Annotated in this window: 19 protein-coding genes and 1 tRNA gene; 12 read left to right on the forward strand and 8 right to left on the reverse strand. The window is 64.6% G+C overall.

From position 1 onward, the window contains the following. Position 1: 1 nt before the first annotated feature. From ACZIRK_RS12730 to ACZIRK_RS12745, 4 genes are read left to right on the forward strand one after another with little or no spacing between them, the layout of a single operon-like run. Positions 2 to 235: a hypothetical protein gene (locus ACZIRK_RS12730; protein WP_463327417.1), complete on the forward strand. Its 234-nt coding sequence runs from the start codon at positions 2 to 4 to the stop codon at positions 233 to 235. Further along, positions 232 to 1,656 (forward strand): phage portal protein, encoded by a 1,425-nt coding sequence (locus ACZIRK_RS12735; protein ID WP_463327418.1) that lies wholly within the window; start codon positions 232 to 234, stop codon positions 1,654 to 1,656. Before ACZIRK_RS12730 ends, ACZIRK_RS12735 begins: the two co-directional genes overlap by 4 nt. Beyond that, complete coding sequence (locus tag ACZIRK_RS12740) at positions 1,649 to 3,445, forward strand: phage major capsid protein (protein WP_463327419.1); 1,797 nt, start codon at positions 1,649 to 1,651, stop codon at positions 3,443 to 3,445. Before ACZIRK_RS12735 ends, ACZIRK_RS12740 begins: the two co-directional genes overlap by 8 nt. Before the next feature lie 4 nt (positions 3,446 to 3,449). Beyond that, positions 3,450 to 3,641 carry a phage head-tail joining protein gene (locus tag ACZIRK_RS12745; RefSeq protein ID WP_463327420.1) on the forward strand — a complete coding sequence of 64 codons (192 nt, stop codon included), beginning with the start codon at positions 3,450 to 3,452 and terminating at the stop codon, positions 3,639 to 3,641. 434 nt (positions 3,642 to 4,075) lie between these two features. On the opposite strand, the gene ACZIRK_RS12750 is transcribed toward ACZIRK_RS12745, so the two are convergent. The 3 genes from ACZIRK_RS12750 to ACZIRK_RS12760 all read right to left on the reverse strand — a co-directional run bounded on the left by ACZIRK_RS12750 (position 4,076) and on the right by ACZIRK_RS12760 (position 7,863). Next, a tRNA-Lys gene (locus ACZIRK_RS12750) sits at positions 4,076 to 4,151 on the reverse strand. A gap of 256 nt (positions 4,152 to 4,407) precedes the next feature. Next, entirely contained in the window at positions 4,408 to 7,086 is a 2,679-nt protein-coding gene (locus ACZIRK_RS12755; RefSeq protein WP_463327421.1) for a glycosyltransferase, read from the reverse strand. 189 nt (positions 7,087 to 7,275) lie between these two features. Next, a complete protein-coding gene (locus ACZIRK_RS12760) occupies positions 7,276 to 7,863 on the reverse strand; it encodes a hypothetical protein (protein WP_028165526.1) in 588 nt (195 codons plus the stop codon). A gap of 245 nt (positions 7,864 to 8,108) precedes the next feature. Between ACZIRK_RS12760 and ACZIRK_RS12765 the strand changes: the two genes are divergently transcribed. Continuing rightward, the gene (locus tag ACZIRK_RS12765; protein WP_130230677.1) at positions 8,109 to 9,734 is read left to right on the forward strand and encodes a glycoside hydrolase family 17 protein; all 1,626 of its coding nucleotides are present in this window, start codon (positions 8,109 to 8,111) and stop codon (positions 9,732 to 9,734) included. Here ACZIRK_RS12765 and ACZIRK_RS12770 read toward each other — a convergent pair. Both ACZIRK_RS12770 and ACZIRK_RS12775 read right to left on the reverse strand, forming a co-directional pair. Beyond that, positions 9,694 to 10,074 carry a hypothetical protein gene (locus tag ACZIRK_RS12770; protein ID WP_028165524.1) on the reverse strand — a complete coding sequence of 127 codons (381 nt, stop codon included), beginning with the start codon at positions 10,072 to 10,074 and terminating at the stop codon, positions 9,694 to 9,696. The two genes, ACZIRK_RS12765 and ACZIRK_RS12770, sit on opposite strands and share 41 nt — an antisense overlap. Before the next feature lie 96 nt (positions 10,075 to 10,170). Beyond that, complete coding sequence (locus ACZIRK_RS12775) at positions 10,171 to 11,499, reverse strand: hypothetical protein (protein WP_463327422.1); 1,329 nt, start codon at positions 11,497 to 11,499, stop codon at positions 10,171 to 10,173. Positions 11,500 to 11,667: 168 nt separating this feature from the next. On the opposite strand from ACZIRK_RS12775, the gene glmU reads away from it, so the two are divergent. The 4 genes from glmU to ACZIRK_RS12795 all read left to right on the forward strand — a co-directional run bounded on the left by glmU (position 11,668) and on the right by ACZIRK_RS12795 (position 16,953). Then, a complete protein-coding gene (gene glmU, locus ACZIRK_RS12780) occupies positions 11,668 to 13,026 on the forward strand; it encodes a bifunctional UDP-N-acetylglucosamine diphosphorylase/glucosamine-1-phosphate N-acetyltransferase GlmU (protein ID WP_130230675.1) in 1,359 nt (452 codons plus the stop codon). Positions 13,027 to 13,303: 277 nt separating this feature from the next. Then, entirely contained in the window at positions 13,304 to 15,130 is a 1,827-nt protein-coding gene (gene glmS / locus ACZIRK_RS12785; protein ID WP_130230673.1) for a glutamine--fructose-6-phosphate transaminase (isomerizing), read from the forward strand. 92 nt (positions 15,131 to 15,222) lie between these two features. Further along, positions 15,223 to 16,005 (forward strand): DUF502 domain-containing protein, encoded by a 783-nt coding sequence (locus tag ACZIRK_RS12790; protein WP_165435607.1) that lies wholly within the window; start codon positions 15,223 to 15,225, stop codon positions 16,003 to 16,005. Between the two features lie 90 nt (positions 16,006 to 16,095). After that, the gene (locus tag ACZIRK_RS12795; protein ID WP_463327423.1) at positions 16,096 to 16,953 is read left to right on the forward strand and encodes a DUF1932 domain-containing protein; all 858 of its coding nucleotides are present in this window, start codon (positions 16,096 to 16,098) and stop codon (positions 16,951 to 16,953) included. A gap of 111 nt (positions 16,954 to 17,064) precedes the next feature. On the opposite strand, the gene ACZIRK_RS12800 is transcribed toward ACZIRK_RS12795, so the two are convergent. Beyond that, positions 17,065 to 17,352 carry a GIY-YIG nuclease family protein gene (locus ACZIRK_RS12800; RefSeq protein WP_130229499.1) on the reverse strand — a complete coding sequence of 96 codons (288 nt, stop codon included), beginning with the start codon at positions 17,350 to 17,352 and terminating at the stop codon, positions 17,065 to 17,067. A 250-nt stretch (positions 17,353 to 17,602) separates the two neighbouring features. Then, positions 17,603 to 19,711, reverse strand: a complete 2,109-nt coding sequence (gene recG / locus ACZIRK_RS12805; protein ID WP_130229498.1) for an ATP-dependent DNA helicase RecG — start codon at positions 19,709 to 19,711, stop codon at positions 17,603 to 17,605. Positions 19,712 to 19,918: 207 nt separating this feature from the next. On the opposite strand from recG, the gene ACZIRK_RS12810 reads away from it, so the two are divergent. The 3 genes from ACZIRK_RS12810 (at position 19,919) to ACZIRK_RS12820 (ending at position 24,342) form a co-directional block, all read left to right on the forward strand. Beyond that, positions 19,919 to 20,203, forward strand: a complete 285-nt coding sequence (locus ACZIRK_RS12810; protein ID WP_028163490.1) for an FAD assembly factor SdhE — start codon at positions 19,919 to 19,921, stop codon at positions 20,201 to 20,203. Continuing rightward, complete coding sequence (gene mfd / locus ACZIRK_RS12815; RefSeq protein ID WP_463327424.1) at positions 20,200 to 23,718, forward strand: transcription-repair coupling factor; 3,519 nt, start codon at positions 20,200 to 20,202, stop codon at positions 23,716 to 23,718. The genes ACZIRK_RS12810 and mfd overlap by 4 nt, the downstream gene beginning before the upstream one ends. Before the next feature lie 180 nt (positions 23,719 to 23,898). Then, complete coding sequence (locus ACZIRK_RS12820; protein WP_130229496.1) at positions 23,899 to 24,342, forward strand: hypothetical protein; 444 nt, start codon at positions 23,899 to 23,901, stop codon at positions 24,340 to 24,342. Positions 24,343 to 24,351: 9 nt separating this feature from the next. On the opposite strand, the gene ACZIRK_RS12825 is transcribed toward ACZIRK_RS12820, so the two are convergent. Further along, positions 24,352 to 24,672: a hypothetical protein gene (locus tag ACZIRK_RS12825; protein ID WP_245475040.1), complete on the reverse strand. Its 321-nt coding sequence runs from the start codon at positions 24,670 to 24,672 to the stop codon at positions 24,352 to 24,354. Positions 24,673 to 24,878 lie beyond the last annotated feature (206 nt).

Here is a 24,878-nt window from a genome sequence, read left to right on the forward strand (position 1 = left end):
CATGCGCGATGGCGACAAGAACAAGATCGCCGACGAACTGCATCGCATCGTCACCGACTATATGCGAACGCCCGAATTCGAGGCCCGCGCGATGGCGGCCTGCGTCGAGATCGAGCGCGGCGGCCTGCGCACCGATGCCGAGCTGGCCGCCGCGCTCGGCGTGCCGGTATTCCTGCTCGACTTCGCAAGGCGCCAACAGATGGCGAACGTCGGCAGTGGGAGCGGTCTGCAATGAAGCTGCTCAACCGCATCGTCACCGCGGCCCGCGTCGCGAAGCGCAGCTTTGATGCTGCCGGTGGCTCCGGCCGTTGGCCGCGCCGGGCAACGATCTGGGCGCAGAATTCGCAGAGCCTCGCGGCCCAAAAGATCATCGCGCACCGGTCCGCGTATCTGGCGCACAATTCCCCGCATGGCGCGAGCTTCGTCGAAGCCTGGACCACCGCGCTGGTTGGCGACGGTCCAAGCGTGCGCAGCGCGCATCCCGACCCGGACATGCGCGCCGAGATCGAAGCGCGCTTTGCGGAGTGGTGCCTGCATGCCGACATCGAAGGCGTCTCCGATCTGGCGGGCCTGTTGCAGACCGCGACCCGCAGCGTCGCGCAATCGGGTGAGGCGGTCTTTCACATGCCCGTCGACCAAGACGGCCGGATGTCGCTGCGGCTGCTTTCATCCGAGCAGTTGGACTCCTCGCGCACGGTGCCGTCGCTCGGCATGACCGGCGATCTGCCGCGCATCGTCTCCGGTGTTGAGTTCGATAGCAGCGGGCGCAGGGCCGGCTATTGGCTGTTGCCAGATGCGCCGGACGCGCCATGGTCGAGCGTCGCGCCATCGCAGCGCGTGCCTGCGGAGGATGTCGCGCATCTGTTCGTGCGTCGCTTCCCAGGCCAAGTGCGCGGGCTGTCTTGGCTGACGCCGATTGCGACGCGCTTGCAGGAAATGGACACGCTCGAAGACTCCGCGCTGGTGAAGGCGCGGACAACGGCATTGTTCGCGGGCTTCGTCACCGATGCCGAGGGCATGGGCCTTTTCGACCCCGGCATCGGCAACGGTGCGCCGTTCGATCCGAACAGCGTCGAGTTTGAGCCGGGCACGCTGCAATACCTGCCGCCCGGCAGCGACATCAAGTTCACGCCGGTCGCCGACATGGGGCAGGTGCACGAGCTGATGCGGACGATGCTGCGCTCCATCGCGGCCGGTGGCGGGCTCACCTATGAGCTTTTGACCGGCGACCTGTCGCAGGTGAATTTCAGCTCGGCGCGGCTCGGGCAGGCATCGTTTCAGCGCCGCGTCAAAGCGCTGCAAGGCTCGCTCTTGGTCGCGCAATTGCTGCTTCCGGTTTGGCGGCGCTGGATCATTCTCGAAATTCTCACCGGCCGCCTGCGGGCGTCGGATTTTCAAAGCAACCCGTTCGCCTATCTCAACGCGACGTTTCTCTGGCCGCAGCTCCCGCCGATTGATCCGCTCAAACAATCGAAGGCCGATGCGCTCGATCTCGCGAGCCGCACCAAGAGCCGCGCGCAGATCATTGCCGAGAATTCCGGCCGCGATGTCAGTGATGTCGATGCCGAGCTTGAGAATGATCCGAACTATGTGAGCGACCCTGCGCAGGCGCAGGCGTTGCTCAATCAACCCGAGGAAGTGTCAGCCAATGCGTAACCTCGCCCTAAAAAAGGGGGGTGCCCCCCTTTTTATCCGCGACAACCCGACCGCTCTCGAAACCCGCGATGCGATGCCGCGCCCGCGCAGCTTCGACGCCGAGGCCCGCACCATTGAGGCCGTGATCGCCAGCACGACGCCCGTCAGGCGCATGGACGCCAAGGGCAGCTTTTGGGAAATCCTCGACCCGGCCGGGCTCGATCTCGACGTGACGCGCGGCGCCAGCGTGCTCGACTCCCATGAGCGCGGCGGCGTCGCGTCGATCATCGGCTCCCTTGATGACGTTTGGATTGACAACAACGAAGTGATCGCGCGCATCCGGTTCAGCGAGCGGCCCGAAGTGGCGCCGATCATCAATGATGTCCGCGCAGGCATCGTTTCGTTCCTCTCGGTCGGCTACGAAGTCTCGAAATGGCGCGAGGGCAAGAACGCTGCGGGCGAGCGGACGCGGACCGCAACGAAATGGGCCGCGCGGGAAGCTTCGTTCGTCGCGGTGCCGGCCGATCCCCAGGCGCGGACGCGGACGGCAGAGCCGTCGCTCGGTGACCGCGCCGGCACCAACCGCGCCATCCGCGAGCTGGCCCGCCATGCCGGCGTCGCGCAAACCGTGGTCGACGATCTGATTGACCGCTCGGCGAGCATCGAGGAGGCCAACGAGATGTTTCTGCGCAGCATGATCGCGCGCGGCTCGGTTTCGATCCGTAGCGCGCACAACGAAAGCTCGATGGACAATCCGGAAGCGTTCCGGCGCGCGGCGAGCGAAGCGCTCTACACCCGGATCAAGCCGAGCTTCGTGCCGATGGCAGCGGCCCGGCAATTCGTCGGCATGAGCTGCGCCGACATCGCCCGCGAGTGCCTGCATCGCGCCGGCATCTCGACCATGGGCATGCACGCGCCGAGCCTGATCACCCGGGCGCTGGAAACTACATCCGATTATCCGAACCTGCTCGCGAACCTGATGAACAAGAGCTTGCGCGATGCCTACCAGATCGCGGAGAGCGGCATCCGGCGCATCGCACGCGAGACCACCGCGAACGACTTCCGCGCCAAGAGCCGGATCATGCTCGACTCCTCCGGCTTCACGCTCGATCCGGTGAGCGAGGCCGGTGAATATCACTACGGGAGCTTCGTCGACGCTGCCGAGAGCTACAGCATTTCGACCTATGGTAAGATTTTCGGAATTTCGCGGAAGGCGCTCATCAACGACGACCTCGGCGGCCTCGGCGACGTGACTGCCCGCCTCGGGCTCGCGGCGGCGGAATTTGAACGGCAGTTTCTCGTCAATCTCTTGATCGCCAACGCCGGGCTTGGTCCGGTCATGAGCGACGCCGAGAAGCTGTTCGACGCCGCGCACGGCAACATCGGCACCGGTGGCGCGCCAAGTGAGACGACGCTGTCCGAGGCCCGGCTCAAGATGCGCCATCAGACCGGCCCAGGCGGCGGCTTGATCAGCGTGGCGCCGCGCTATCTCGTGGTCCCTTCGGAGCTTGAGACATCCTGCGAGAAGCTGCTCACGGGCGTGCAGGCGACGCAGACCGGCGACGTGAACCCGTTCGCCTTCCTCGACCTCATCGTTGAGCCGAGGCTCAAGGACCCGAAACGCTGGTACATCTCCGCCGACCCGGCGCTGATGCCGTCGCTGGAATTCGCATACCTCGCGGGCGCGCCAGGACCGCAGACCGAATCCCGCGCCGGCTTTGAGGTCGACGGGGTGCAGACCAAAGTCCGCCTCGACTATGGCGCGGGCTTCGTCGAATGGCGCGGCATCGCGACCAACGCGGGGCAATGATCAGATGGCGACGCAGGCGCAGCTCGACGCGTTGAAAGAAGCGCTCTACGCGGGCAGCTCGGTGGTCTCATACGAGGGAAAATCGGTCACCTATCGCTCCCTCGATGAGATGCGCGGCGTCATTGCGATGCTCGAAAGAGAGCTTGGCATCACGACGCCGACGCGCGTGGTAGTCCGGGCGGACAAGGGATGGTGAATCCTTTTGGGCCGTTGCCAGCCCCACAGGGCCGGTGATGGCCTTCCCGGGCGGGGCGCTCCTCACACCCCGCCCGACCTTTTGGACGAATGGGCGGCCCGCGCCGGAGGCGGCCAGGGACAACCGGCTCGCACGGGCCGACATAGCGAGGGCGACGCTGCCAACCCGATAACGGATGCCAACCTCCGGGGCTCGTGCGGTCGATTCACCGGACAAGGTTGGAGGGCAGCACTTTCGGACGCGGGGCCGGGATTATCCCTTTTGCCCGGTCCCGTGCTCCGGCGATCTCGATCTGAGTGACGCCGCCGTCACTCAGACGAAGGCGGCCCATTCGAGCCTTGCTGATTAATTGCTGATTTATCGCATTTTCAGGTTGCGAAGTGTCGCCACACACTTTCGTACCCGTCATAACTAGTTGATTTTATGGGACTTTGTGGTGAGCGCGGTGGGACTCGAACCCACGACCCCATGATTAAAAGTCACGTGCTCTACCGCCTGAGCTACGCGCTCACTTCCTGGAGGTAACGACGTTCTAAACCGTCACCCCGTTCCAGCTCTTGTCTGACCATGATCCCCGGAAACCGACTCCCGCCTTTCCGGATCATGCTCCAGCCCGCGCTGTGTAGGGGGCGGGGGCCGACGGGTCAATAGCGCAGAGGGCGGCAAATGCGTGGTCGTGCGGGCCCGGGATTGCCCTGAGATAGCTGGCGGTTAGTCCCGCTTCATCAAGCCCGGCCGCGAAATCAATCCACGGCCGGATAGCGCCTCAGTTGGCGTCGCGGCGGATTTCGGAGGCGGCCTGCTGGGAAGGAGCGGCGATCGTGGGCATGGCGACCGGGCGCAGACCGATCAGTTCCGCGGTACGGATGGCGCTGTTGCGCCAGAACGAGAACGAGTTGATGCGCGAATTCTCCAGGATCGCGATCGCGACCGCTGCGAGGAAAGGCAGGCTCTGCAGCACCAGCACGCCGGCGAAGATGTAGATCTCGCGGACCTGCTTGAAGCCGTTGGTGGCGATGAGGACCGCGGCGCCGACCAAGAGGAGGACGCCGATCACCGCTTCCCAGAACGCCTGGAATTCGATCGACATCCGCGAAAGGCCGCCCTTGGAGGTGCGGGCGAACGCCAGGTGCTCGGTGATCAGTCCCTGCGCCACGGCGCGCGACACCGTCCATTGCACGCTCATCGCCGCGATCATGGCGCCCAGCATCTGGCCGGCCTTCACCTTTACCCGCATCCGGTACAGCGCCACGAAATGCACGAGCGAGACGACGAAGGAGGCGATGATCGGCAACGTCAGGATCTTGTCGGGGATGGCGATGTCGGCAAAGGCGACGATCGGCACCCAGATCAGGTTGAGGATCGCGACCAAGACGCCGAGGCTCTCGGCGCCCAGCCAGTTCAGCCAGCCCAGCGAAAATTCCCGGCGCTGGTTGGACGAGAGCCGGCTCGCACCGGGCAGGAAGCGCCGCCAGTGCTTTTTCACGATCTGGAAGCCGCCATAGGCCCAGCGGTGTCGCTGCTTCTTGAAGGCCTCGTAGGTGTCGGGCAGCAGGCCTTCGCCGTAGCGCTGGTTGGTGTAATGCGTCAGCCAGCCGCGCTCGATGATGGCAAGCCCGAGATCGGTATCCTCGCAGATGGTGTCGCTGGACCAGCCGCCGGCCATGTCCATCGCGGCGCGGCGGATCAGGCACATCGTGCCATGCACGATGATGGCGTTGTGTTCGTTGCGCTGGACCATGCCGATGTCGAAGAAGCCGGCATATTCGCCGTTCATGATGTAGTGCATCAGCGAGCGGTCGCCGTCGCGATGCTCCTGCGGCGCCTGCACCAGGCCGACCCGCGGGTCGGCGAAGACGGGCACGAGGTCCTTCAGCCAGTCCGGATGCACGACATAGTCGGCATCGATGATGCCGATGATCTCAGCGTCCGCCGCGGTGCGGTCCATGGCGATGCGCAAGGCGCCGGCCTTGAAGCCCTGGACCTTCTCGGCATTGATGAATTTGAAGCGCTCGCCGAGCGCGCGGCAATGATCCTGGATCGGCTGCCAGAACGCGGGATCTGGCGTGTTGTTGATGATGCAGACGCATTCGAAATTGGGGTAGTCGAGCCGCGACACAGCATCGAGCGTCTGCTTCAGCATCTCCACCGGCTCGTAATAAGCCGGGATGTGGATTGAAACCTTGGGGAAGGTGACCTGCTCGCCGATCGTGGCGGGCGCCACCGCTGCGCTCTTCTGGATCAGGCGCCGGGGACCGCGGCCGAAGGCGACATCGGCGATCTCCTCGATCCGCGCCATCGCGATCAGGATCAGCGGGACGAGAAGGATCAGGCCGAGCGTCATCGCGAATGCCGAGCCGAACACGAAATAGTGCCCGGCCCAATAGGCGAAGACGGTCGCGACCCATGCGCCGACGCCGTTGGCGGCAGCCGAGAGTATTAGAGCCTGCATCACCGTCGGGCGTCCCAGGCGCAGGATCGGCAGCGACACCAGGATGCCGACGAGGAGGGCGATTACCGCGAGCTTCCAGTAGTTCTCGTTCACGATCGGCCCGGTCCAGGCGAATTTCGGCTCGCGGGACGCATTCAGGATGCCCCAGTACGGGCCGACGCCGCCTTCGAAGAATTTCCAGGGCTGATCGATCGCCTCGACGATGTTGTAGTCCATGCCGATGGCTTCGGCGCGGGTGACGAAATTGCGCAGCACCGAGGCCTGCTCGAACGGGCCGGGCTCCGCATTCCGGAGATTGTAGCCCGCACTCGGCCAGCCGAATTCGGCGATCACGATGCGCTTGCCCGGGAACTGGTCGCGCAAGAGCTGGAACATGGCGACCGCCTGGTCGACGGCCTGTTGGGCGGTGAAGTTCTCCCAGTAGGGCAGGACGTGGGCGGCGATGAAATCGACGGAATTGGCGAGCTGCGGATTGTCACGCCAGATGTTCCAGATTTCGCCTGTGGTGACGGGGACATTGACCGATTTCTTGACGCGCTTGATCATCTCGATCAGGTCGTCGATCTTCTGCTCGCCGCGGTAGATCACTTCGTTTCCGACGACGACGCCGATCACGTTGCTGTTGCGCCGGGCGAGGTTAATCGCGGCGTCGATCTCGCGCTCGTTGCGCTCGGAATTCTTGTCGATCCAGGCGCCGACCATGACCTTCAGGCCGAATTCGGCGGCGATCGGCGGAACCAGTTCAACGCCGCCCGTCGACGAGTACAGGCGGATCGCGCGCGTCATCGTCGACAGCTTCTTCAGGTCGGCGCGAATCTTTTCGGCTTGCGGGATATTGTCGACGTCGGGTTGTGCGCTGCCATCGAACGGCGCATAGGAGACGCTCGGCAGCATGCCGCGGAAGTCAGGAGCCTGCTGCTTTTCCTGCAGAAGGCCCCAGAGCGCGGCATGCACGGCGGTGACAAGCAACAGAACGGCGGCGACAGCGCGCATCGCGGCTAAACCATACGGGGCTGCTATGAAAGGAGAAAGCGAACCCGTCCCCTAGGTTCGACCGACATGGCGGTAAACTGCAAGATAATCCTGCCACGCGATTCCACAACTGATATGACCGCATGGCGTTTTGAGGGCGCCACGCAGCTCAAATGACGGAAGTCGCGTTCGTTCCAAAGTCGAAGGCGGTTATTTCGCGGCCGGCGACGGCGAGGCCGTCGGCGCTGGAGAAGGTGAGGCGGCAGGTGCCGGCGCAGCGTTGCCAGCCGTGGCGGGCGGCGCTTGCGGGTTGGGCGCTGCCGCAGCGGCTGCGGCCGCCGGAGGCTGGGCGCCGGGGTTGATCCAGCAAGCGTGGATGCGGCCATCGAGGCTGCGCGGCACCTTGTCGTCGATCGTGGCGCCAAACCGGGTCAGGCAGCGGAAGGTCGCCTGCACATGGCCGCCGGGGCAGCCGAAACGATCGTAAAGGTCAAGGTGGCGGAAGGCGGTGTCGAGGTCATCAAGCCACATCAGCCGCACCACGCGCCGGCCGAGCCAGACGCATTCCGGGTTTCCGGCGGGGCCGTTGATCGCCTGCGTGGCCTCGACGAATTCGTCGGTCTTGCGCTGATTGTCCTTGGTGACGTCGGACGGAGCGTTTCCCTGCTTCGACTGCTCCTGCGGATTCGGCGTGCCGCTTTGGGAGAAAGCGGCACCGGTACCGATCAGAAGCGCGAGGCCGGCAGTGGCGAAATGGCGCAAGACCGCGATTTTGAACTGAAGCACCCGTCCACCCATACCTTCCCCGATCGATTTCCCGCCCAACAAATCATCTCGAACGGCCATGGCGTAATGCCGTCCAAATAGGTCTCCAGTGCGGCGGAGACGCTGGCGGAATCCCATGACCGGTATTTCAGATTTTGTCCAGCAAAGTCACAACTTTATCGCAACAGCGCAAAACTGTCGCAGGACAACCTTGCTATTGCCCGACTCGTGCTCTTGGCAGACGGTGCATGACCGGCTAATCGACGGTCCCCCGGAGGATGGAACCGATTTCTCTTCGTACGCCACTGGCGCTTCTCCTGATATCGCTGGGTTTGATTGCGGCCGTGTGGTGGTGGCTCGCCACGCCGATTACGCTTGCGCGCGCGCCGATCGACCCCAATGCAAAGCTGCAATGCGTCTCCTATGCGCCGTTCCGCGATACGCAGACGCCGCTGATCCCCACCACGCATATTTCGGCCGACCAGATCGCCCAGGATCTGGCTGATCTCGCCAAGGTCACCGAGTGTGTGCGCACCTATTCGATCGAGAACGGGCTCGACCAGGTGCCGGGCCTCGCGGCGAAGGTCGGGCTGAAAGTCATCCAGGGCATCTGGCTCGGCAGCGACCGGATCAAGAACCAGACCCAGATCGCGGTCGCGGTCGGGCTCGCCAAGCAATATCCGGGTGTGATCACGGCGCTGGTCGTCGGTAACGAAGTGCTGCTGCGCGGGGAGATGACGACCGCGGATCTCGCCGCCTATGTCCGCGCGGTGAAGGCCCAGGTCCAGGTGCCCGTGACCTACGCCGACGTCTGGGAATTCTGGCTGCGCAACCGCGAGGTCTATGACGCCGTCGATTTCGTCACCATTCATATCCTGCCTTACTGGGAAGACATGCCGGTGCGGGCGAAATTCGCCGCCGCCCATGTCGATGCCATCCGTAAGCGCATGGCGGTGGCATTCCCGAACAAGGAGATCCTGATCGGCGAGACGGGCTGGCCGAGCATGGGCAGGATGCGCGAGGGGGCGCTGCCATCGCGCACCAACCAGGCGCGGATCGTCTCGGAAATCCTCGATCTCGCCAAGCGCGAGGGTTTCCGCGTCAACCTGATCGAGGCCTATGACCAGCCCTGGAAGCGCCAGCTCGAGGGTACGGTCGGCGGCTATTGGGGCCTGTTCGACTCCGTCAATCGCGTGGTGAAGTACCCGCCCGGAGTCGCCATCAGCAATTACCCGCTTTGGAAATGGTACATGGGCGCTGGCCTTGGGCTGGGCTTCGTCACCTTCCTCGTGGCCTGGCTGGCGGTCCGGCGGCGGCCATGGGCGCCGCGGATCATGTCCTGGATCGCGGTTGGCGTCTCCGCAACCAGCGCCGGGATCCTGCTCGGGGTTGCCATCGACAAGATGATCTATGAGAGCTACGGGACCGGCGGCTGGGTGCAATGGGGGACGCTGCTTGCGGCAGCCATCCTCGCGCCGATCCTGTCGGCTCACGCGCTGATGGAGGGCAAGTCGCTGCCGACCTTCCTCGAACTGCTCGGACCGCGCCAGTACCGGCACGGCACCTTGCTCACAGCGCTGCTCGGCCTGTCGCTGATCGTGACGACCGTGATCGGGGCAGAAACCGCACTCGGCTTCACCTTCGACCCGCGCTACAAGGACTTTCCGTTCGCCTCGCTCACCATGGCGGTGGTGCCGTTTGCGCTGCTGATGCTGCTCAACCGGCCGCAGGAAGGGGTAAGGCCGATCGCGGAGGCCGTGTTCGCCGGCCTTCTGCTGGTTGCGGCCGGCTATACCTTCCTCAACGAGGGTACCGACAACTGGCAGTCGGTCTGGACCTGCGCGATGTATGTGTTGCTGGCGCTTACGCTGTGGCGGGCGCGGGTCGCGCAAAGCCCAAAATGAGCAGGCCGATCGCGATCCCCGACAGCGCGACATTGTAGAGCACGATCCCGAACCCCGCCGCGATCAGCCCGCCGGTCATCAGGACGATCGACGGCCGCAGCACGTGCAGTGTCGCGATCACGAGCGCGACGATGCCGAACACCGAGTTCCGGAACAGGGTCGTCGCCAGCGCGCGCACCTTGCAGTTCATGGTCTGCAGGCCCGCATCGCAGGCGAGCGCGACAGTTGAGAATTCGATCACGAGATAGCGCACGTAAAGTGCGTAACCGACGGTGAGGAAACCGACGATCAGCAGGAACTGCACCTGATAGGGCGTAAGGCGAAACGGGGTCTTTGTCATCGCGCGAATATGGTCGGGAAAGGGGACGAGGACAAGCCGCTTCGGGCGGCATGAAAGCGAGTGAAAATGTCGCCGCAACGTCTTGCGGTCACGCCATTATTGCTCCTTGCGACCGAACATTGAGGTGATCGCCGAGACTGCGGAAGGCGGCTCCGGCTTCTTCGGCGGCTCCTCGACCACCACTGGAGCTGCCGCTCGTTTCGGTGCCGCGTGCCGGCGTGGTGCGGGCTTGTTGGGAGTCGTCGCCGTCGGCTCCGGCTCGTCCTTGAGCGTCAGGCGCTGGCCGTCGAAAACAGCGGTCTCGCAAGGGCGGCCGTTCTCGGCGAGCACCGCGCAGATTTTCGCCGCGGCCCCGGCGTCGCGCAGCGGGCCGGCAACCAGGCGAAGCTGCATGCCGAGCCCGTTGGCGCCTTCCTTGATGACGATGATCGGGCGCAGGTTGAACAGTGGAGCGTTCGAGCGCGATTTCAACAGGCCTCGCCACAACGCGCGCAGCCCCGGCACCGTATTGGCGGTGCCGAGATCGACCCCGAATTCGGTATGCTGCACCTCGGCTTTCGGCGCGCCGGCGTCCTCTTTCGCTTTCTCCGCGTCACCAGCGGCAGGTGCCGCGGCGACCACCTCGGGCATGGGGCTGGCGGTGACCGTAGCAGCGGGCATGGCCGACTCGACTTGCTTGCTCGCGGCAGGAACGGGCGGTCCGATTATCGACGCCGCGCCGACGAGCGGCATCGCGGGGAGCGACGCTGCCGCGGCATCGGCCGCGTCCGGATTGCTGGCTGGCACGGGGGCGGCGGGTGCCGTGTTGGCAGCAACGACCGGCGGTTTCTCCACGGGCGGCTTCTCGCTCGCAGCGGCCAGTGGCTTGTCCGAAGCCAGCACCGGGGGCTTTTCGGCGGCTGGTTTCTCGGGCGCGGTTGGAGCGGGTGTCGTTGCCGCGACTGGGGCCACGACCGGAGCCGGGGCATGATGCGCTGCCGGCTCCTGCACCCACGCGGGATATGGCGAGGGGGCGGACTGTGGTGCAGCCGCCGTGCTCTGCTTCGCGATCGTGCCGGTAACCGAATCCAGTCCTTGCTCCAGCACGGTGACGCGGGTGTAGAGCCGGTCGCGGTCCGAATTGAGCGTCTCGATCGCGGACGCAAGCCGCCGCGCCTCGTTCTGGTTCTCCTTGGCGAGCATCTGGATCTGCTGCGCCTGCCGCGCCACCTCCGCGGCGGCACCCTGGTCGCGCCGCCACCCGAGCGAGGACTGGTTGGCGAGGACCGCGAGCGTGACGGCGCCGACCGCGGCAAAACCCCAGGAGCCGAGCCGCCACAGCGTGCGGCGGTCGAATTCGTCTTCCTCGGCAAGCAGGCCTGTAAACAAACCGCCGGTGCTTTCCGCGCCGAGATCGCCTGCCAGATTGTCAGGATCTTTGGCCAAAACCCCTTTGGCCCTCCTCAAGGCCCGCCGAATCACGCCGCAAAGATTAACAGGAAATGCGCGGGGAACCTGATCCGTAGCCAACCCGGAAGGCGAATAGGTTTCCTCGCCCGGGGAAACCAATTAAGACGGCTTGGCGCGATCCGCGGACAATATTTGAGGGTTTTGATGACTGCTCGATCCAGCCTGACGGTGGTGCTCGCGGCCGGCGAGGGCACGCGCATGCGATCCTCGCTGCCGAAGGTCCTGCATCCCGTCGCCGGAGAGTCGCTGTTGTCCCATGTGCTGCGTGCCGCGCCGAATGGCACAGGCGCTTCGCTGGCAGTGGTGGTCGGGCCGGACCATCAGGCGGTCGCGGATGAGACGCGGCGGGTCCGTTCTGACGCCAGTACCTTCGTGCAGCGCGAGCGGCTCGGCACGGCCCATGCGGTGCTGGCGGCGCGCGAGGCGATCGCTGATGGAGCCAACGATCTCCTGATCGCGTTCGGCGACACGCCACTGATATCGGCGGAGACCTTCGAGCGACTGCGCGCGCCGCTGAAGAATGGCGCCGCGCTCGCGGTGCTCGGCTTCCGCGCCGCCGATCCCACCGGCTACGGCCGGCTGGTGGTCGAGAACGGCAGGCTCGTTGCGATCCGCGAGCAGGCCGACGCCAGCGCCGAGGAACGCAAGATCACGCTGTGCAATGCCGGCGTGATGGCGTTCGACGGGCGCAAAGCGCTCGGCATCCTCGATGAGATCGGCAATGCCAATGCCAAGGGCGAATATTACCTGACCGATGCCGTCGCCATCGTACGTGAAAAAGGATTGGAGGCCGTCGTGATCGAGACCAGCGAAGACGAAGTGCGCGGCATCAACACCAAGGCGCAGCTTGCGGAAGCCGAAGCGGTGCTGCAGGCGCGGTTGCGCAAGGCTGCGATGGAGGCCGGCGTGACGCTGATCGCGCCGGAGACCGTCTATCTCGCCGCCGACACCAAATTCGGCCGTGACGTCACCATCGAGCCCTTCGTGGTGATCGGCCCCGGCGTGAGCATCGGCGATGGCGCGGTGATCCACTCCTTCTCGCACATCGTCGAGGCCACGATCGGCAACAAGGTCTCGATCGGTCCCTATGCGCGGCTGCGGCCCGGCACCTCGCTCGGCGACGGCTCGCGGATCGGCAATTTCGTGGAGACCAAGGCTGCGATCCTGGAGGCGGGCGTCAAGGTCAATCATCTCTCTTACGTTGGCGACGCCCATGTCGGCGCCAACTCCAATCTCGGTGCCGGCACCATCACTTGCAATTATGACGGCTTCCTCAAGCACAAGACCCTGATCGGCAAGGGCGCCTTCATCGGCACCAATTCCTCGCTGGTCGCGCCCGTGAAGATCGGTGCCGGCGCCTATATCGGCTCGGGCTCCGTCATCACCAAGGACGTGCCCGACGATGCGATGGCCGTCGAACGCAGCCCGCAATCCGTCCGCGAAGGCGGCGCTGCGCGCTATCGTGAGATCAAGATGAAAGCGAAGGCCGCGAAGGGAAGCTGACGCCGTAGATTGCTTGTCCCGTAGGATGGGCAGAGCGGAAGCGAAACCCATCGCTCTACCCATCCTACGATGTCGTGCTCTCTTTCGACGGAATGACTGCGGCGGTTTGTGGCGATAGGAAGGGGCAGGTTGGATCCGTCTGCCGCACCCGTTAATCTTCCCTTTAACACTGTCTCAATCCGCAATAATTATTGAGTTTGTTGGTACCCGCGTTTCCCGTTAAGGGAGCGTGTCGTCGGTTTGGCAAATTTTCGGCGATTTGGGGATTTTGATCCGCATGTGCGGCATTATCGGCATTCTCGGACGGGCACCGGTTGCGGAGCAGCTGGTCGATTCGCTCAAGCGACTTGAATATCGCGGCTACGATTCCGCTGGTGTCGCCACGCTGGAGGGCGACCATCTGGTGCGGCGGCGCGCGGAAGGAAAATTGAAGAACCTGGAAGCGCGTTTGCACGCCGAGCCGCTCGATGGTCACACCGGCATCGGGCATACGCGCTGGGCGACGCATGGCCGGCCGACCGAGGGCAATGCGCATCCGCATGCGACGGACAACGTCGCTGTCGTCCACAACGGCATCATCGAGAATTTTCGCGAATTGCGCCAGGAGCTCGAGAAGCAGGGCGCGAAATTCTCCAGCGAAACTGACACCGAGGTCGTCGCCCATCTCGTCAACTCCTACCTCCTGAAGGGCTATTCGCCGCAGGACGCGGTGAAGGCGTCGCTGCCGCAGCTCCGCGGCGCGTTCGCGCTGGCGTTCCTGTTCAACGGCCACAATGACCTCCTGATCGGCGCCCGCAAAGGTTCGCCGCTCGCGGTCGGGCATGGCGACGGCGAAATGTATCTGGGATCGGACGCGATCGCGCTGGCGCCGTTCACCGATACGATCAGCTATCTCGAGGACGGCGACTGGGTGGTGCTGTCGCGCGAGGTCGGCGTGATCTATGACGAGCATGGCGCGGTCGCCAACCGCGAGGTGCTGAAGTCAGGCGCATCGGCATTCCTGGTCGATAAGGCCAACTACCGCCACTTCATGGCCAAGGAAATCCACGAGCAACCGGAAGTGGTTGGCCACACTCTCGCCCGCTATATCGACATGGCGACCGAGCGGGTCACGTTGCCGGTCAAGCTGCCGTTCGATTTCAAGGATATCCAGCGCGTCTCGATCACCGCCTGCGGCACCGCGAACTATGCGGGCTATGTCGGGAAATATTGGCTGGAGCGGTTCTCGCGCCTGCCGGTCGAGATCGATATCGCGTCCGAATTCCGCTACCGCGAGGCGCCTTTGCGGAAAGGCGATCTTGCGATCTTCATCTCGCAATCCGGCGAGACTGCCGACACGCTGGCCGCGTTGCGTTACGCGAAAGAGCAGGGCGCGCATACGGTTTCGGTGGTGAACGTGCCGACCTCGACGATCGCGCGCGAGAGCGAGACCGTGCTGCAGACGCTGGCCGGTCCCGAGATCGGTGTCGCCTCGACCAAGGCCTTCACCTGCCAGCTCATGGTGCTGGCATCGCTCGCGGTCGCCGCCGGCAAGGCGCGCGGCGAACTGTCGGATGCGGACGAGGCCCGGCTCGTACACGGCCTCGTCGAGGTTCCCCGATTGATCGCGGCGGCGCTGACCACGGAGCCGCAGATCGAGAAGCTCGCGCGCGAGATCTCCAAATCGCACGATGTGCTCTATCTCGGCCGCGGCACCAGCTATCCGCTCGCGCTCGAGGGTGCGCTGAAGCTGAAGGAGATTTCCTACATCCACGCCGAGGGCTATGCCGCCGGCGAGCTCAAGCACGGGCCGATCGCGCTGATCGACGAGAACATGCCGGTCGTGGTGATCGCGCCTTTCGACAAGGTGTTCGAGAAGACCGTCTCCAACATGCAGGAAGTGGCCGCCCGCGGCGGCAACATCATCCTGATGACCGATGCCAAGGGGGCGGCGGAGGCGACCGTCGATTCCCTGGTCACGATCGTGCTACCGGACATGGCGGCGGCCTTTACGCCGATAGTCTATGCCGTTCCGGTGCAGCTCCTCGCCTATCATACCGCAGTGGTCATGGGCACGGACGTCGACCAGCCGCGCAACCTTGCGAAGTCGGTTACGGTCGAATAGCCGCAACCGCCCGGATTACGTTGGCCCTTCAAAAACCTGCTAGGATGGCTTAGCTGGGAGATTCTGGCTGCGCCCTGCGACCTGGAACCATAATGAGCCCCGAGAATCCGCCTCCGATCCCGCCCCCGGGCGAACACTCGCCAGACGGCCCGCGCGGCCTGATGGCCCGCTTTCGAAACTATTTCCTGACCGGGCTGATCGTCACGGGGCCAGTGGCGATCACCCTCTATCTGACCTGGTGGTTCGTGACCTGGGTCGACGGCCTGGTGCGACCGTTCGTGCCTTCGGCCTATCGCCCTGAAACCTACCTGCCATTCGGCGTGCCCGGTTCCGGGCTGGTCGTCGCGGTGATCGCGCTGACGCTGCTCGGTTTCCTTACCGCGAATTTGATCGGACGGACGCTGGTCGATCTCGGCGAGCGACTGCTGGGGCGGATTCCGGCGGTGCGCGCGATCTATCGCGGCCTCAAGCAGGTGTTCGAGACGCTGTTCTCGGGCAACGGATCGAGCTTCCGCCGCGTCGGCCTGGTCGAATTTCCCTCGCCGGGCATGTGGTCGATTGTCCTGATCTCGCAATCGCCGAGCGCGAACATCGCGGCGAGTCTGCCGGGCGAGGAGGAACACATCTCGGTGTTCCTGCCATGCTCGCCGAACCCGACCACCGGCTTTTTCTTCTACGTGCCGAAGAGCAAGATCATCGAAGTCGAGCTGAGCGCCGAGGATGCCGCGACATTGATCATGTCCGCCGGCGTCGTCCAGCCGGGCTCCGGCGATGCAAAGCGCGTCGCCGCGCTGGCCGGTGTCGCCAATGCCGCCCGCATCGCCAACTCCGCCTCCACGCTGCAGCCGAAGCCCGCGCCCGCGAAAGTGGAATAGGGCTCTCCCGATTTTGAAGGTGAGGCGAACTCGTGCTCGCCTTCGGATCGTTCTACAAATGCGGTCTCGCAAAAACCTTCAGGATCCATCATGTCCAATACGATCGCGATCCTCGCGCCGGGTGCCATGGGCAGCGCGGTGGCGCAACGCCTGGCCGAACACGGCGCCCGCGTCCTGACCTCACTTCACGGCCGGAGCGAAGCGAGCGCCAAACGCGCGGCGGCCGCCGGCATGATGGCGGCCGACGACGCTGATATCGCCGCTGCCGACATCATCTTGTCGATCGTGCCGCCCGGCGAGGCGATCGCGCTGGCCGAGCAGTTGGCGGCCAATATCGCGAAACACCGAACGAGACCTGTCGTCGTCGATTGCAATGCCGTCAATGTCGAGACGGTGCAGAAGGTTGGCGAAATCATCGCCGCTTCCGGCGCGCGCTTCGTCGATGGTGGCATCATCGGCCTGCCGCCGAAGCCGGGCTCGGCTGGACCGGCGTTCTACGTCTCGGGCGAACATGCGCAGGACCTCGCAGTGCTCAAGCAATTCGGTCTCGACTTGCGCATCGTCGAAGGGCCGGTCGGCGCTGCTTCCGCGCTCAAGATGTCGTATGCGGGCATCAACAAGGGCCTGACGGCCGTCGGCGCCGCCATGGTGCTGGCGGCCACGCGCGCGGGCGCCGCGGACGCGTTGCGCGACGAACTGGCACTCAGCCAGCCGCACATTTTGGCGCGGATCGGGAATGCGCTGCCCGATATGGTGCCGAAGGCGTATCGCTGGGTCGCCGAGATGCGCGAGATCGCCGCTTTCCTCGGCCCGGATCATCCCGCCAGTCTCGCCTATGAGGGATTCGCGCGGCTGTTCGAGCACATCGCTGCGGATGCGAGCGGCGCGGGCGAGGACGTCGCGAAGCTGCGGGCGTTCGCCGAGAGCTGCAAGGCGAAGAATAGCTAAAAAGCTACCACCGTCATTGCGAGGAGCGAAGCGACGAAGCAATCCATTGTCACCGCGTGCGTGGAGGCATGGATTGCTTCGCCGCGCTCGCGATGACGGGGTAAGAGCCAGTCAGATCAACGTGTCGTACAAATCTTTCCAATCCGGGTTCACAGCTTCAATCAGGGCGATCTTCTTCGCGCGGCTGCCGGCCTTGATCTGTTTTTCGCGCGCGATGGCGTCGAGCATGGTGTCGTGGAGTTCGTACCAGACCAGCACCTTGCAGCCGTATTTCGCCGTAAAGCCTTCTACGAGTCCTTCGCGATGCTCAAAGGCCCTCTTCGGCAGATACGATGTCACACCCGCATAGAGCGTTCCATGACGCTTGTTTGCGACGATGTACACGCACGGCTGCTTCATTCGTTCGCCCTCCACAACGCAAACTTACACCGTCATAGCGAGGAGCGAAAGCGACGAAGCAATCCATTGGCTTTCGAGAGCGCGGAAAGGTGGATTGCTTCGCTTGCGCTCGCAATGACGGCGGTTGGGGTTGCGCGGTCCTGCTGCCACAAACACCGTCATTGCGAGGAGCGAAGCGACGAAGCAATCCACGTCTCCGCTTGCCGTACCATGGATTGCTTCCCTGCGCTCGCAATGACGGGGAAGAACGTCACCCCGCGCCGATCAGGGGGATCGCTTCGTCACGTTCGAACAGGTAGAGCAGGCAGCGCAAGGCGTCGCCGCGCTCGCCTTTCAGCTTCGGATTGTCCTTCATAATGTGTAGCGCTTCGTCGCGGGCCTGCGCGATGAGCTGGCCGTGCACCTCAGGGCGCGCGATGCGGTAGCCTGGAAGGCCGCTTTGGCGGATGCCGAGCACGTCGCCTTCGCCGCGCAGCTTCAGGTCTTCCTCGGCGATACGGAAGCCGTCGGTGGTTTCGCGGATCGCTTTAAGCCGCGCTTTTGCGATTTCGCCGAGCGGCTCCTGGTAGAGCAGCAGGCAGGTTGACGCCTCCGAGCCGCGCCCGATCCGGCCGCGAAGCTGGTGCAGTTGCGCAAGTCCAAAACGCTCTGCGTTCTCGATCACCATGATGGTCGCCGCCGGTACGTCGACGCCAACCTCGACGACCGTGGTGGCGACCAGCAGCGTGATCTCATGCGCGGCGAACTGCGCCATCACGGCGTCCTTCTCCGCGCCCTTCATCTGGCCGTGGACGAGGCCGACACTGTCGCCGAAACGCTTCTGCAGGCTCTCGAACCGCTTCGTCGCGTTGGTCAGGTGTTCGGTGCCTTCGGCTTCGGATTCCTCCACCAGCGGGCAGATCCAGTAGACCAGCTTGCCCGCCGTCAGCGCGCGGCCGACGGCGTCGATGACGTCGCTGATGCGGCTCGCCGGCACGGCGCGGGTATCGATCGGCTGGCGGCCGGCCGGTTTTTCTCGCAATTCGGAGATGTCCATGTCGCCGAAATAGGTGAGCACCAGCGTGCGCGGGATGGGCGTGGCGCTCAGCACCAACACGTCCACCGCTTCGCCTTTCGATGTCAGCGCCAGCCGCTCGCGCACGCCGAAGCGATGCTGCTCATCGACGATCGCAAGCGCCAGCGACTTGAAGATCACGTCGTCCTGGATCAGCGCATGTGTGCCGACCAAAAGATCGATCCCGCCGGCCTCGAGCCTGGCCAGCAATTCGCGCCGCTCCTTGCCCTTCTCGCGGCCGGTGAGGATCGCGACACGAAGACCGGCGCGCTCCGCAAGCGGGGCGATGGTCTTGATGTGCTGCCGCGCCAGGATTTCGGTCGGCGCCATCAGCGCGGCCTGCTTGCCGACTTCGGCGACGGCCGCGGCCGCGAGCAGCGCCACCACGGTCTTGCCGGACCCGACGTCGCCCTGCAGCAGGCGCAGCATGCGCACCGGCTGGCGCAGATCTTCTGCAATCGCCGCCATAGCGGAGCGTTGCGAAGCCGTCAGTGCATAGGGCAGCGCGTCGATGATCTTGTTGCGCAGATGGCCGTCGCCTGCATTGCGGTCGCCGGCAGGCCGGCGGAGTTGGGCGCGGATCAGCGCCAGCGCCAATTGCCCGGCGAGCAGCTCGTCGAAGGCAAGGCGCGACCAGAACGGGCCGTCAGGCAGGATGTCGGTGAGCTCGACCGGCACATGGACACGCTGCAGCGCTTCCGCGATCGGCGGAAAGCTGCAGCGGCGCAGCACCTCGGGCCTGATCCACTCCGGCAATGCAGGAAGCTTCTGCAATGCCTGCGCGGTCGCGCGCCGCAGTGAGCCGATCGCAAGTCCCTCGGTCAGCGGATAAACCGGATCGATGCCGGAGAGTTTTGCAAAACCTTCTTCGTCGACGACGCGGTCGGGATGCACGATCTGCGGGATGCCGTCGTACATCTGCAAGGTGCCGGAGACATAGCGCTTGGTTCCGACGGGAAGCAGCTTCTCGACATAGCCCGGCTGGGCGCGGAAGAAGGTGAGCACCACATCGGCGGTGTCGTCGCTGGCATAGACGAGATAGGGCGCACGCGAACTGCGCGGCGGGGCCGGGCGATGGCGGTCGATCGTGACCTCAAGCGTCACCATCGTGCCCGGAACCGCGTCGCGGATCTTCGGCCGCGCGCGGCGGTCGATCACGCTTGCGGGCAGATGCAGCAACAGATCGACCAGCCGCGGCGTCTCGCTGCGGTCGAGCAGATAGCGGAGCAGCTTGTCCTGCTTCGGCCCGACGCCTGACAGGCTCGTGACCGGCGCAAACAGGGGATTGAGCAGAGCAGGGCGCATTCAGGTCTTTCGTCGTGCGAGACGCGTCATGCGCGGACTTGATCCGCGCATCCATCTTCAAGAGAGGATGGATTGCCGGGTCAAGCCCGGCAATGACGGGAGGCGTTGATAATTGGGAACAAGAAGGGCTGACATCGGTCATCCCAGTCGCTATATCACCCCCGCCCGGCACGTCCGGGCTTTTGGCGTTTGGATGGATTTGGCGACATGACGGGAACGACACGGTCGAGCGGCGGGCTCGACGACCGCCGCAAGCGGCTATTGTTTCGCTGCTGGCATCGTGGCACCCGCGAGATGGACCTCATCCTCGGCCGCTTTGCGGACGCCGAAATCGGCAACCTCTCGGAGGCCGAACTGTCCGAACTGGAGCATCTGCTCGAGGTGCCCGATCCCGACCTCTATGCCGCGCTGATCGGCGACAGGCCGCTTGACGAGGCAGGGGCGCTGTTTGCCCGCATCAAGGCGTTTCGCGCGGTGGAACACGACACATGAAACCACAAGCCAAATCGCCCGCCGCGCTGCTGGCCCCCGGGCGCGCGGTGACCTTTGCCAATGTCGCGGAGGGGGCCGAGGGGCTCATCATCGCCGATCTCGCGCGCGCGATCGCGGCGAAGCCGAAGCGGCCGGCGGTCAGCCTTGCCGTGGTCTGCCGCGACGGGGCGCGGATGCAGCAGCTTGCCCGCGCACTGGAATTCTTCGCGCCCGATCTTGCCGTGATGCAGTTCCCGGCCTGGGACTGCCAGCCCTATGACCGTGTCTCGCCGCATGGTGGCGTCCTGGCGCAGCGCCTGACCACGCTGGCACGACTGTCGCGGCTCGCCGGCAGCGACAAGCCTCTGATCGTGCTGACCACCGTGAACGCCATCGTGCAGCGGGTGCCGGCGCGCGAGGTGGTGGCGGCGCAGGCGCTGTCGGTCGCGCCGGGCCATGTCGTGCCGATGGACTCGATCGTCGCCTGGCTTGAGCACAATGGCTATACGCGCTCCTCCACCGTGCGCGAGCCCGGCGAATATGCGGTGCGCGGCGGCATCCTCGACCTGTTTCCGGCCGGGCTCGAGCAGCCCGTGCGCTTCGATTTCTTCGGCGATTCCCTGGAATCGATCCGCACCTTCGATGCCGAGACCCAGCGTACGCTCCTGGACATGCGCGGGCTCGATCTGGTTCCGGTCTCGGAATTCCAGCTCACCACGGAAACCATCCGTCGCTTCCGGATGGGCTATGTCGCCGCCTTCGGCGCGCCGGAGCGCGACGATGCGCTGTATGAAGCCGTCACCGAAGGCCGCCGCCATCCCGGCATGGAGCACTGGCTGCCGCTGTTCCAGGAGCGGATGGACACGCTGCTCGACTATCTCGACGGCGCGCCGATCGCGATCGAGCCGCAGGGCGAGGACGCCGCGCGCGAGCGCTTCAAGCAGATTGTCGACTACTATGACGCGCGGCGCGAGGCGATGGAGCATCCCGGTGGCGGCGCGATCTACAAGCCCCTGCCGCCGGACCAGCTCTATCTCACCGAGGCAGAATGGACGCAGCGCCTGAACGATGGCGCACTGGCGCGGCTGACGCCGTTTGCCGTGCCCGAAGGCAGCACGGAGGTGTTCGACGCCGGCGCGCGGCAGGGCCGCAACTTCGCGTCGGAGCGCGCCGATACCTCCATCAACGTGTTCCAGGCCGTCGCCGCCCATGTGCAGGCCCTGCAGGCGCAGCGCAAGAAGGTGGTGATTGCGTTGTGGAGCGAGGGCTCGCGCGACCGCATGGGCTCGATGCTTCAGGACCACAAGCTCCACAATGTCACCAACGTCAACACCTGGCGCATGGTGCAGGCGACGCCGCGCAACGAGGCAATGCTCGCTGTGCTCGGCATGGAATCGGGCTTCGAGACCGACGATGTCGCCGTCATCAGCGAGCAGGATATCCTGGGCGACCGCCTGGTGCGGCCGCGCAAGGCGCATCGCAAGCTCGACAACTTCATCTCGGAGGTCACGAGCCTGTCGGCCGGCGATCTCGTCGTCCATGTCGAGCACGGCATCGGCCGCTTCGTCGGCCTGCAGACGCTGGAGGTCGGGGGCGCGCCGCATGACTGTCTCGAGCTGCATTATGCGGCGGAGACAAAACTGTTTCTGCCGGTCGAGAACATCGAGCTGCTGTCGCGCTACGGCTCCGACAGCGCCAATGTCGAATTGGATCGTCTCGGCGGCACCGGCTGGCAGGCGCGCAAGGCGAAACTGAAGAACCGCATCCGCGAGATCGCGGGCGAATTGATCAAGATCGCGGCCGAGCGCATGCTGCATGAAGCGCCGAAGATGCCGGTGCAGCCGCATGTCTATGACGAGTTCTGCGCGCGCTTCCCCTATGAGGAGACCGAGGACCAGCTCGGCGCGATCAACTCGACGCTGAAGGACCTCGAGAGCGGCCGCCCCATGGACCGGCTGATCTGCGGCGATGTCGGCTTCGGCAAGACCGAAGTGGCGCTGCGCGCGGCATTTGCGGTCGCGCTCGACGGCAAGCAGGTTGCGGTGGTGGTGCCGACCACGCTGCTCGCGCGCCAGCACAGCAAGACCTTTGCCGAGCGCTTCCGCGGCTTCCCGGTCAATGTCGCGCAGGCCTCGCGGCTGATCCCGACAAAGGAGCTGACGCAGGTCAAGAAGGGGCTCACTGACGGCAGCGTCGATGTCGTCGTCGGCACCCATGCGCTGCTCGGCAAGTCGATCAAGTTCAAGGACCTGGGCCTTTTGATCGTCGACGAGGAACAGCATTTCGGCGTCGGCCACAAGGAGCGGCTGAAGCAGCTCCGGGCGCAGGTGCATGTGCTGACGCTGTCCGCGACGCCGATCCCGCGCACGCTGCAGCTTGCACTGACCGGCGTGCGCGAGCTCTCGATCATTGCCTCGCCCCCGGTCGACCGGCTCGCGGTGCGCACCTTCGTCGCGCCGCATGATCCCTTGATGATTCGCGAGGCGCTGCTTCGCGAGCGTTATCGCGGCGGACAGGCGTTCTATGTGGTGCCGCGGATCGAGGATCTCGCTGGTGTCAAGGACTTCCTCGACAAGAACGTGCCGGAGATGAAGGTCGCGGTGGCGCACGGCCAGATGCCGCCGACCGTGATCGAGGACATCATGTCGGCGTTCTACGACGGCAAATACGACATCCTGCTGTCGACCACGATCGTCGAGTCAGGGCTCGATATCCCCAATGCCAACACGCTGATCGTGCATCGCGCCGACATGTTCGGCCTTGCCCAGCTCTATCAGCTCCGCGGCCGCGTCGGTCGCTCGAAGCTGCGGGCCTATGCGCTGTTCACGCTGCCGGCGCAGCAGAAGATCACGGCGCAGGCCGAACGGCGGCTCAAGGTGCTGCAGTCGCTGGAGACGCTGGGCGCGGGCTTCCAGCTCGCTTCCCACGACCTCGACATCCGTGGCGCCGGCAATCTGCTCGGCGAGGAGCAATCCGGTCACATCAAGGAAGTCGGCTTCGAACTCTATCAATCGATGCTGGAGGAGGCGATCGTCAACCTCAAAGCCGGCGTCGCCGAGCCTGCCGCCGACCGCTGGTCGCCGCAGATCACGATCGGCATGCCCGTGCTCATTCCGGAGGATTACGTCAACGATCTTTCGGTGCGGCTGTCGCTGTACCGGCGGCTCGCCGATCTCGACACCGAAGAGGAGATCGACAATTTCGCAGTCGAGATGCGCGACCGCTTCGGCGTGCTGCCCGACGAGGTGCGCTATCTGTTCAAGGTCGCCACCATCAAGGCCTATTGCCGCCGCGCCAATGTCGAGAAGGTCGATGCCGGCCCGAAGGGCGCCGTGATCTCGTTCCGCGACAATGCCTTTGCCCAGCCGGACCGCCTGGTTGCCTTCATCCGCCAGCATGGCCAAGCCGCCAAGGTGCGGCCCGACATGAAGGTCGTGTTCTTCCAGGAATGGAAGACTCCGGAGGAACGGCTTGCAGGGACAACGGAAATCCTGCGGCAACTTGCCAATCTCGCCGAGAACAAGAAGGCGGCGTAAGCTTGCCTTCCCGTCCGCGGGATGCCGGTCGCGCAGCGCGGCCGATCCCGAGCTTTTGAGACAATAGCTGGCTGTTAATATTACTGCTTAACTACCAGTTAAGTATGCGTTGGCGGCACGAAAGCGCATGGCCTAGCGTGCGCCGAGTGCGGCTCCGTAATTGGCGAGTTGGTGCGTACCATGAGCTATCGAATCTGTGGCGCGTTGATCGCGTCTGTTGGCGCAGCAGCGCTTCTGTTCGCTGCGAATGATGCATCCGCGAGGTCGGGAGGAGCAGCGCGCGCCGGGGTTGCTTCGGCGCCGTCGGTTGTGCGCGGGCACGTTGGTCCTGCGTTCCGGCCGCATCGGCGAGGCTTTGTCGGTGGCTTCTGGCCGGGCACAGCAGGCTATTTCGATGCGCCAGCGGTCGGCGAAGGCATCGCCGGCATGCCGCAATCGCAATCTGTCTCGGGCGACTTCCGCAACACCTACACCTATGACGTCCCCTGGGACTGGGCCCATCGCTATCCGCCAATGGTTGAACCTTCCGATCGACCCTATGTCTCGAGCTGTCCCTCGGAGAGCGTGACGGTCCCCGGACGGCGCGGCGGTGAGCACACCGTCAACATCACGCGCTGCTACTGACCAAGAAGCTTACGGCTGCGCCTGGCTGCCCCACGCATCGAGGCCGAGTTTCCAGAGCGGCGGCAGATCGGCGAAAGGCGGTGTGGTGTGTGCGATGACGATGGCCGCACGGCGGCTGTCCGAGTCGATCTTGCTGTTGATCGCCTTGACGTGCGCGTTGATCGTGGCGACGCCCTGGCTCGCGTGATGGAACTCGGAAAAGCTCACAACTTCCGCGTCGATCAGGCGAATGATGCTCGTGAACGGCACGCTAGGCGGCGCGTTCAGATCGGGCTCGGACTCGGAAAGGCGAATGATCTCGGCGTCGAGATCATTGTCCCTGTTGTCCATGGGATTCTGCGTTGCAGTTTCTGGTTGAGATTGAATCTATTTTGCGCGCAGTTTGCAGCAATCGGGAACCCGATCTGTTGCAGCAAAGCCTCGCTCGTTTTCCTTATCGCTCACAGCGACGCCTGTATACCCCTTCGGGTAGTGGTCAGATCGTGATTCATCTAAGACTGTTCGCAACGCATCCGCGTGCGTCGTTTCGCTCGGTG

Source organism: Bradyrhizobium sp. Leo114 (genome assembly GCF_055229415.2).

Coding starts and splice junctions, on each gene's coding strand:
- ACZIRK_RS12730 (WP_463327417.1), top strand. CDS start 2: ATGCGCGATGGCGACAAGAACAAGATCGCCGACGAACTGCATCGCATC.
- ACZIRK_RS12735 (WP_463327418.1), top strand. CDS start 232: ATGAAGCTGCTCAACCGCATCGTCACCGCGGCCCGCGTCGCGAAGCGC.
- ACZIRK_RS12740 (WP_463327419.1), top strand. CDS start 1,649: ATGCGTAACCTCGCCCTAAAAAAGGGGGGTGCCCCCCTTTTTATCCGC.
- ACZIRK_RS12745 (WP_463327420.1), top strand. CDS start 3,450: ATGGCGACGCAGGCGCAGCTCGACGCGTTGAAAGAAGCGCTCTACGCG.
- ACZIRK_RS12755 (WP_463327421.1), bottom strand. CDS start 7,086: ATGCGCGCTGTCGCCGCCGTTCTGTTGCTTGTCACCGCCGTGCATGCC.
- ACZIRK_RS12760 (WP_028165526.1), bottom strand. CDS start 7,863: ATGGGTGGACGGGTGCTTCAGTTCAAAATCGCGGTCTTGCGCCATTTC.
- ACZIRK_RS12765 (WP_130230677.1), top strand. CDS start 8,109: ATGGAACCGATTTCTCTTCGTACGCCACTGGCGCTTCTCCTGATATCG.
- ACZIRK_RS12770 (WP_028165524.1), bottom strand. CDS start 10,074: ATGACAAAGACCCCGTTTCGCCTTACGCCCTATCAGGTGCAGTTCCTG.
- glmU (WP_130230675.1), top strand. CDS start 11,668: ATGACTGCTCGATCCAGCCTGACGGTGGTGCTCGCGGCCGGCGAGGGC.
- glmS (WP_130230673.1), top strand. CDS start 13,304: ATGTGCGGCATTATCGGCATTCTCGGACGGGCACCGGTTGCGGAGCAG.
- ACZIRK_RS12790 (WP_165435607.1), top strand. CDS start 15,223: ATGAGCCCCGAGAATCCGCCTCCGATCCCGCCCCCGGGCGAACACTCG.
- ACZIRK_RS12795 (WP_463327423.1), top strand. CDS start 16,096: ATGTCCAATACGATCGCGATCCTCGCGCCGGGTGCCATGGGCAGCGCG.
- ACZIRK_RS12800 (WP_130229499.1), bottom strand. CDS start 17,352: ATGAAGCAGCCGTGCGTGTACATCGTCGCAAACAAGCGTCATGGAACG.
- recG (WP_130229498.1), bottom strand. CDS start 19,711: ATGCGCCCTGCTCTGCTCAATCCCCTGTTTGCGCCGGTCACGAGCCTG.
- ACZIRK_RS12810 (WP_028163490.1), top strand. CDS start 19,919: ATGACGGGAACGACACGGTCGAGCGGCGGGCTCGACGACCGCCGCAAG.
- mfd (WP_463327424.1), top strand. CDS start 20,200: ATGAAACCACAAGCCAAATCGCCCGCCGCGCTGCTGGCCCCCGGGCGC.
- ACZIRK_RS12820 (WP_130229496.1), top strand. CDS start 23,899: ATGAGCTATCGAATCTGTGGCGCGTTGATCGCGTCTGTTGGCGCAGCA.
- ACZIRK_RS12825 (WP_245475040.1), bottom strand. CDS start 24,672: ATGGACAACAGGGACAATGATCTCGACGCCGAGATCATTCGCCTTTCC.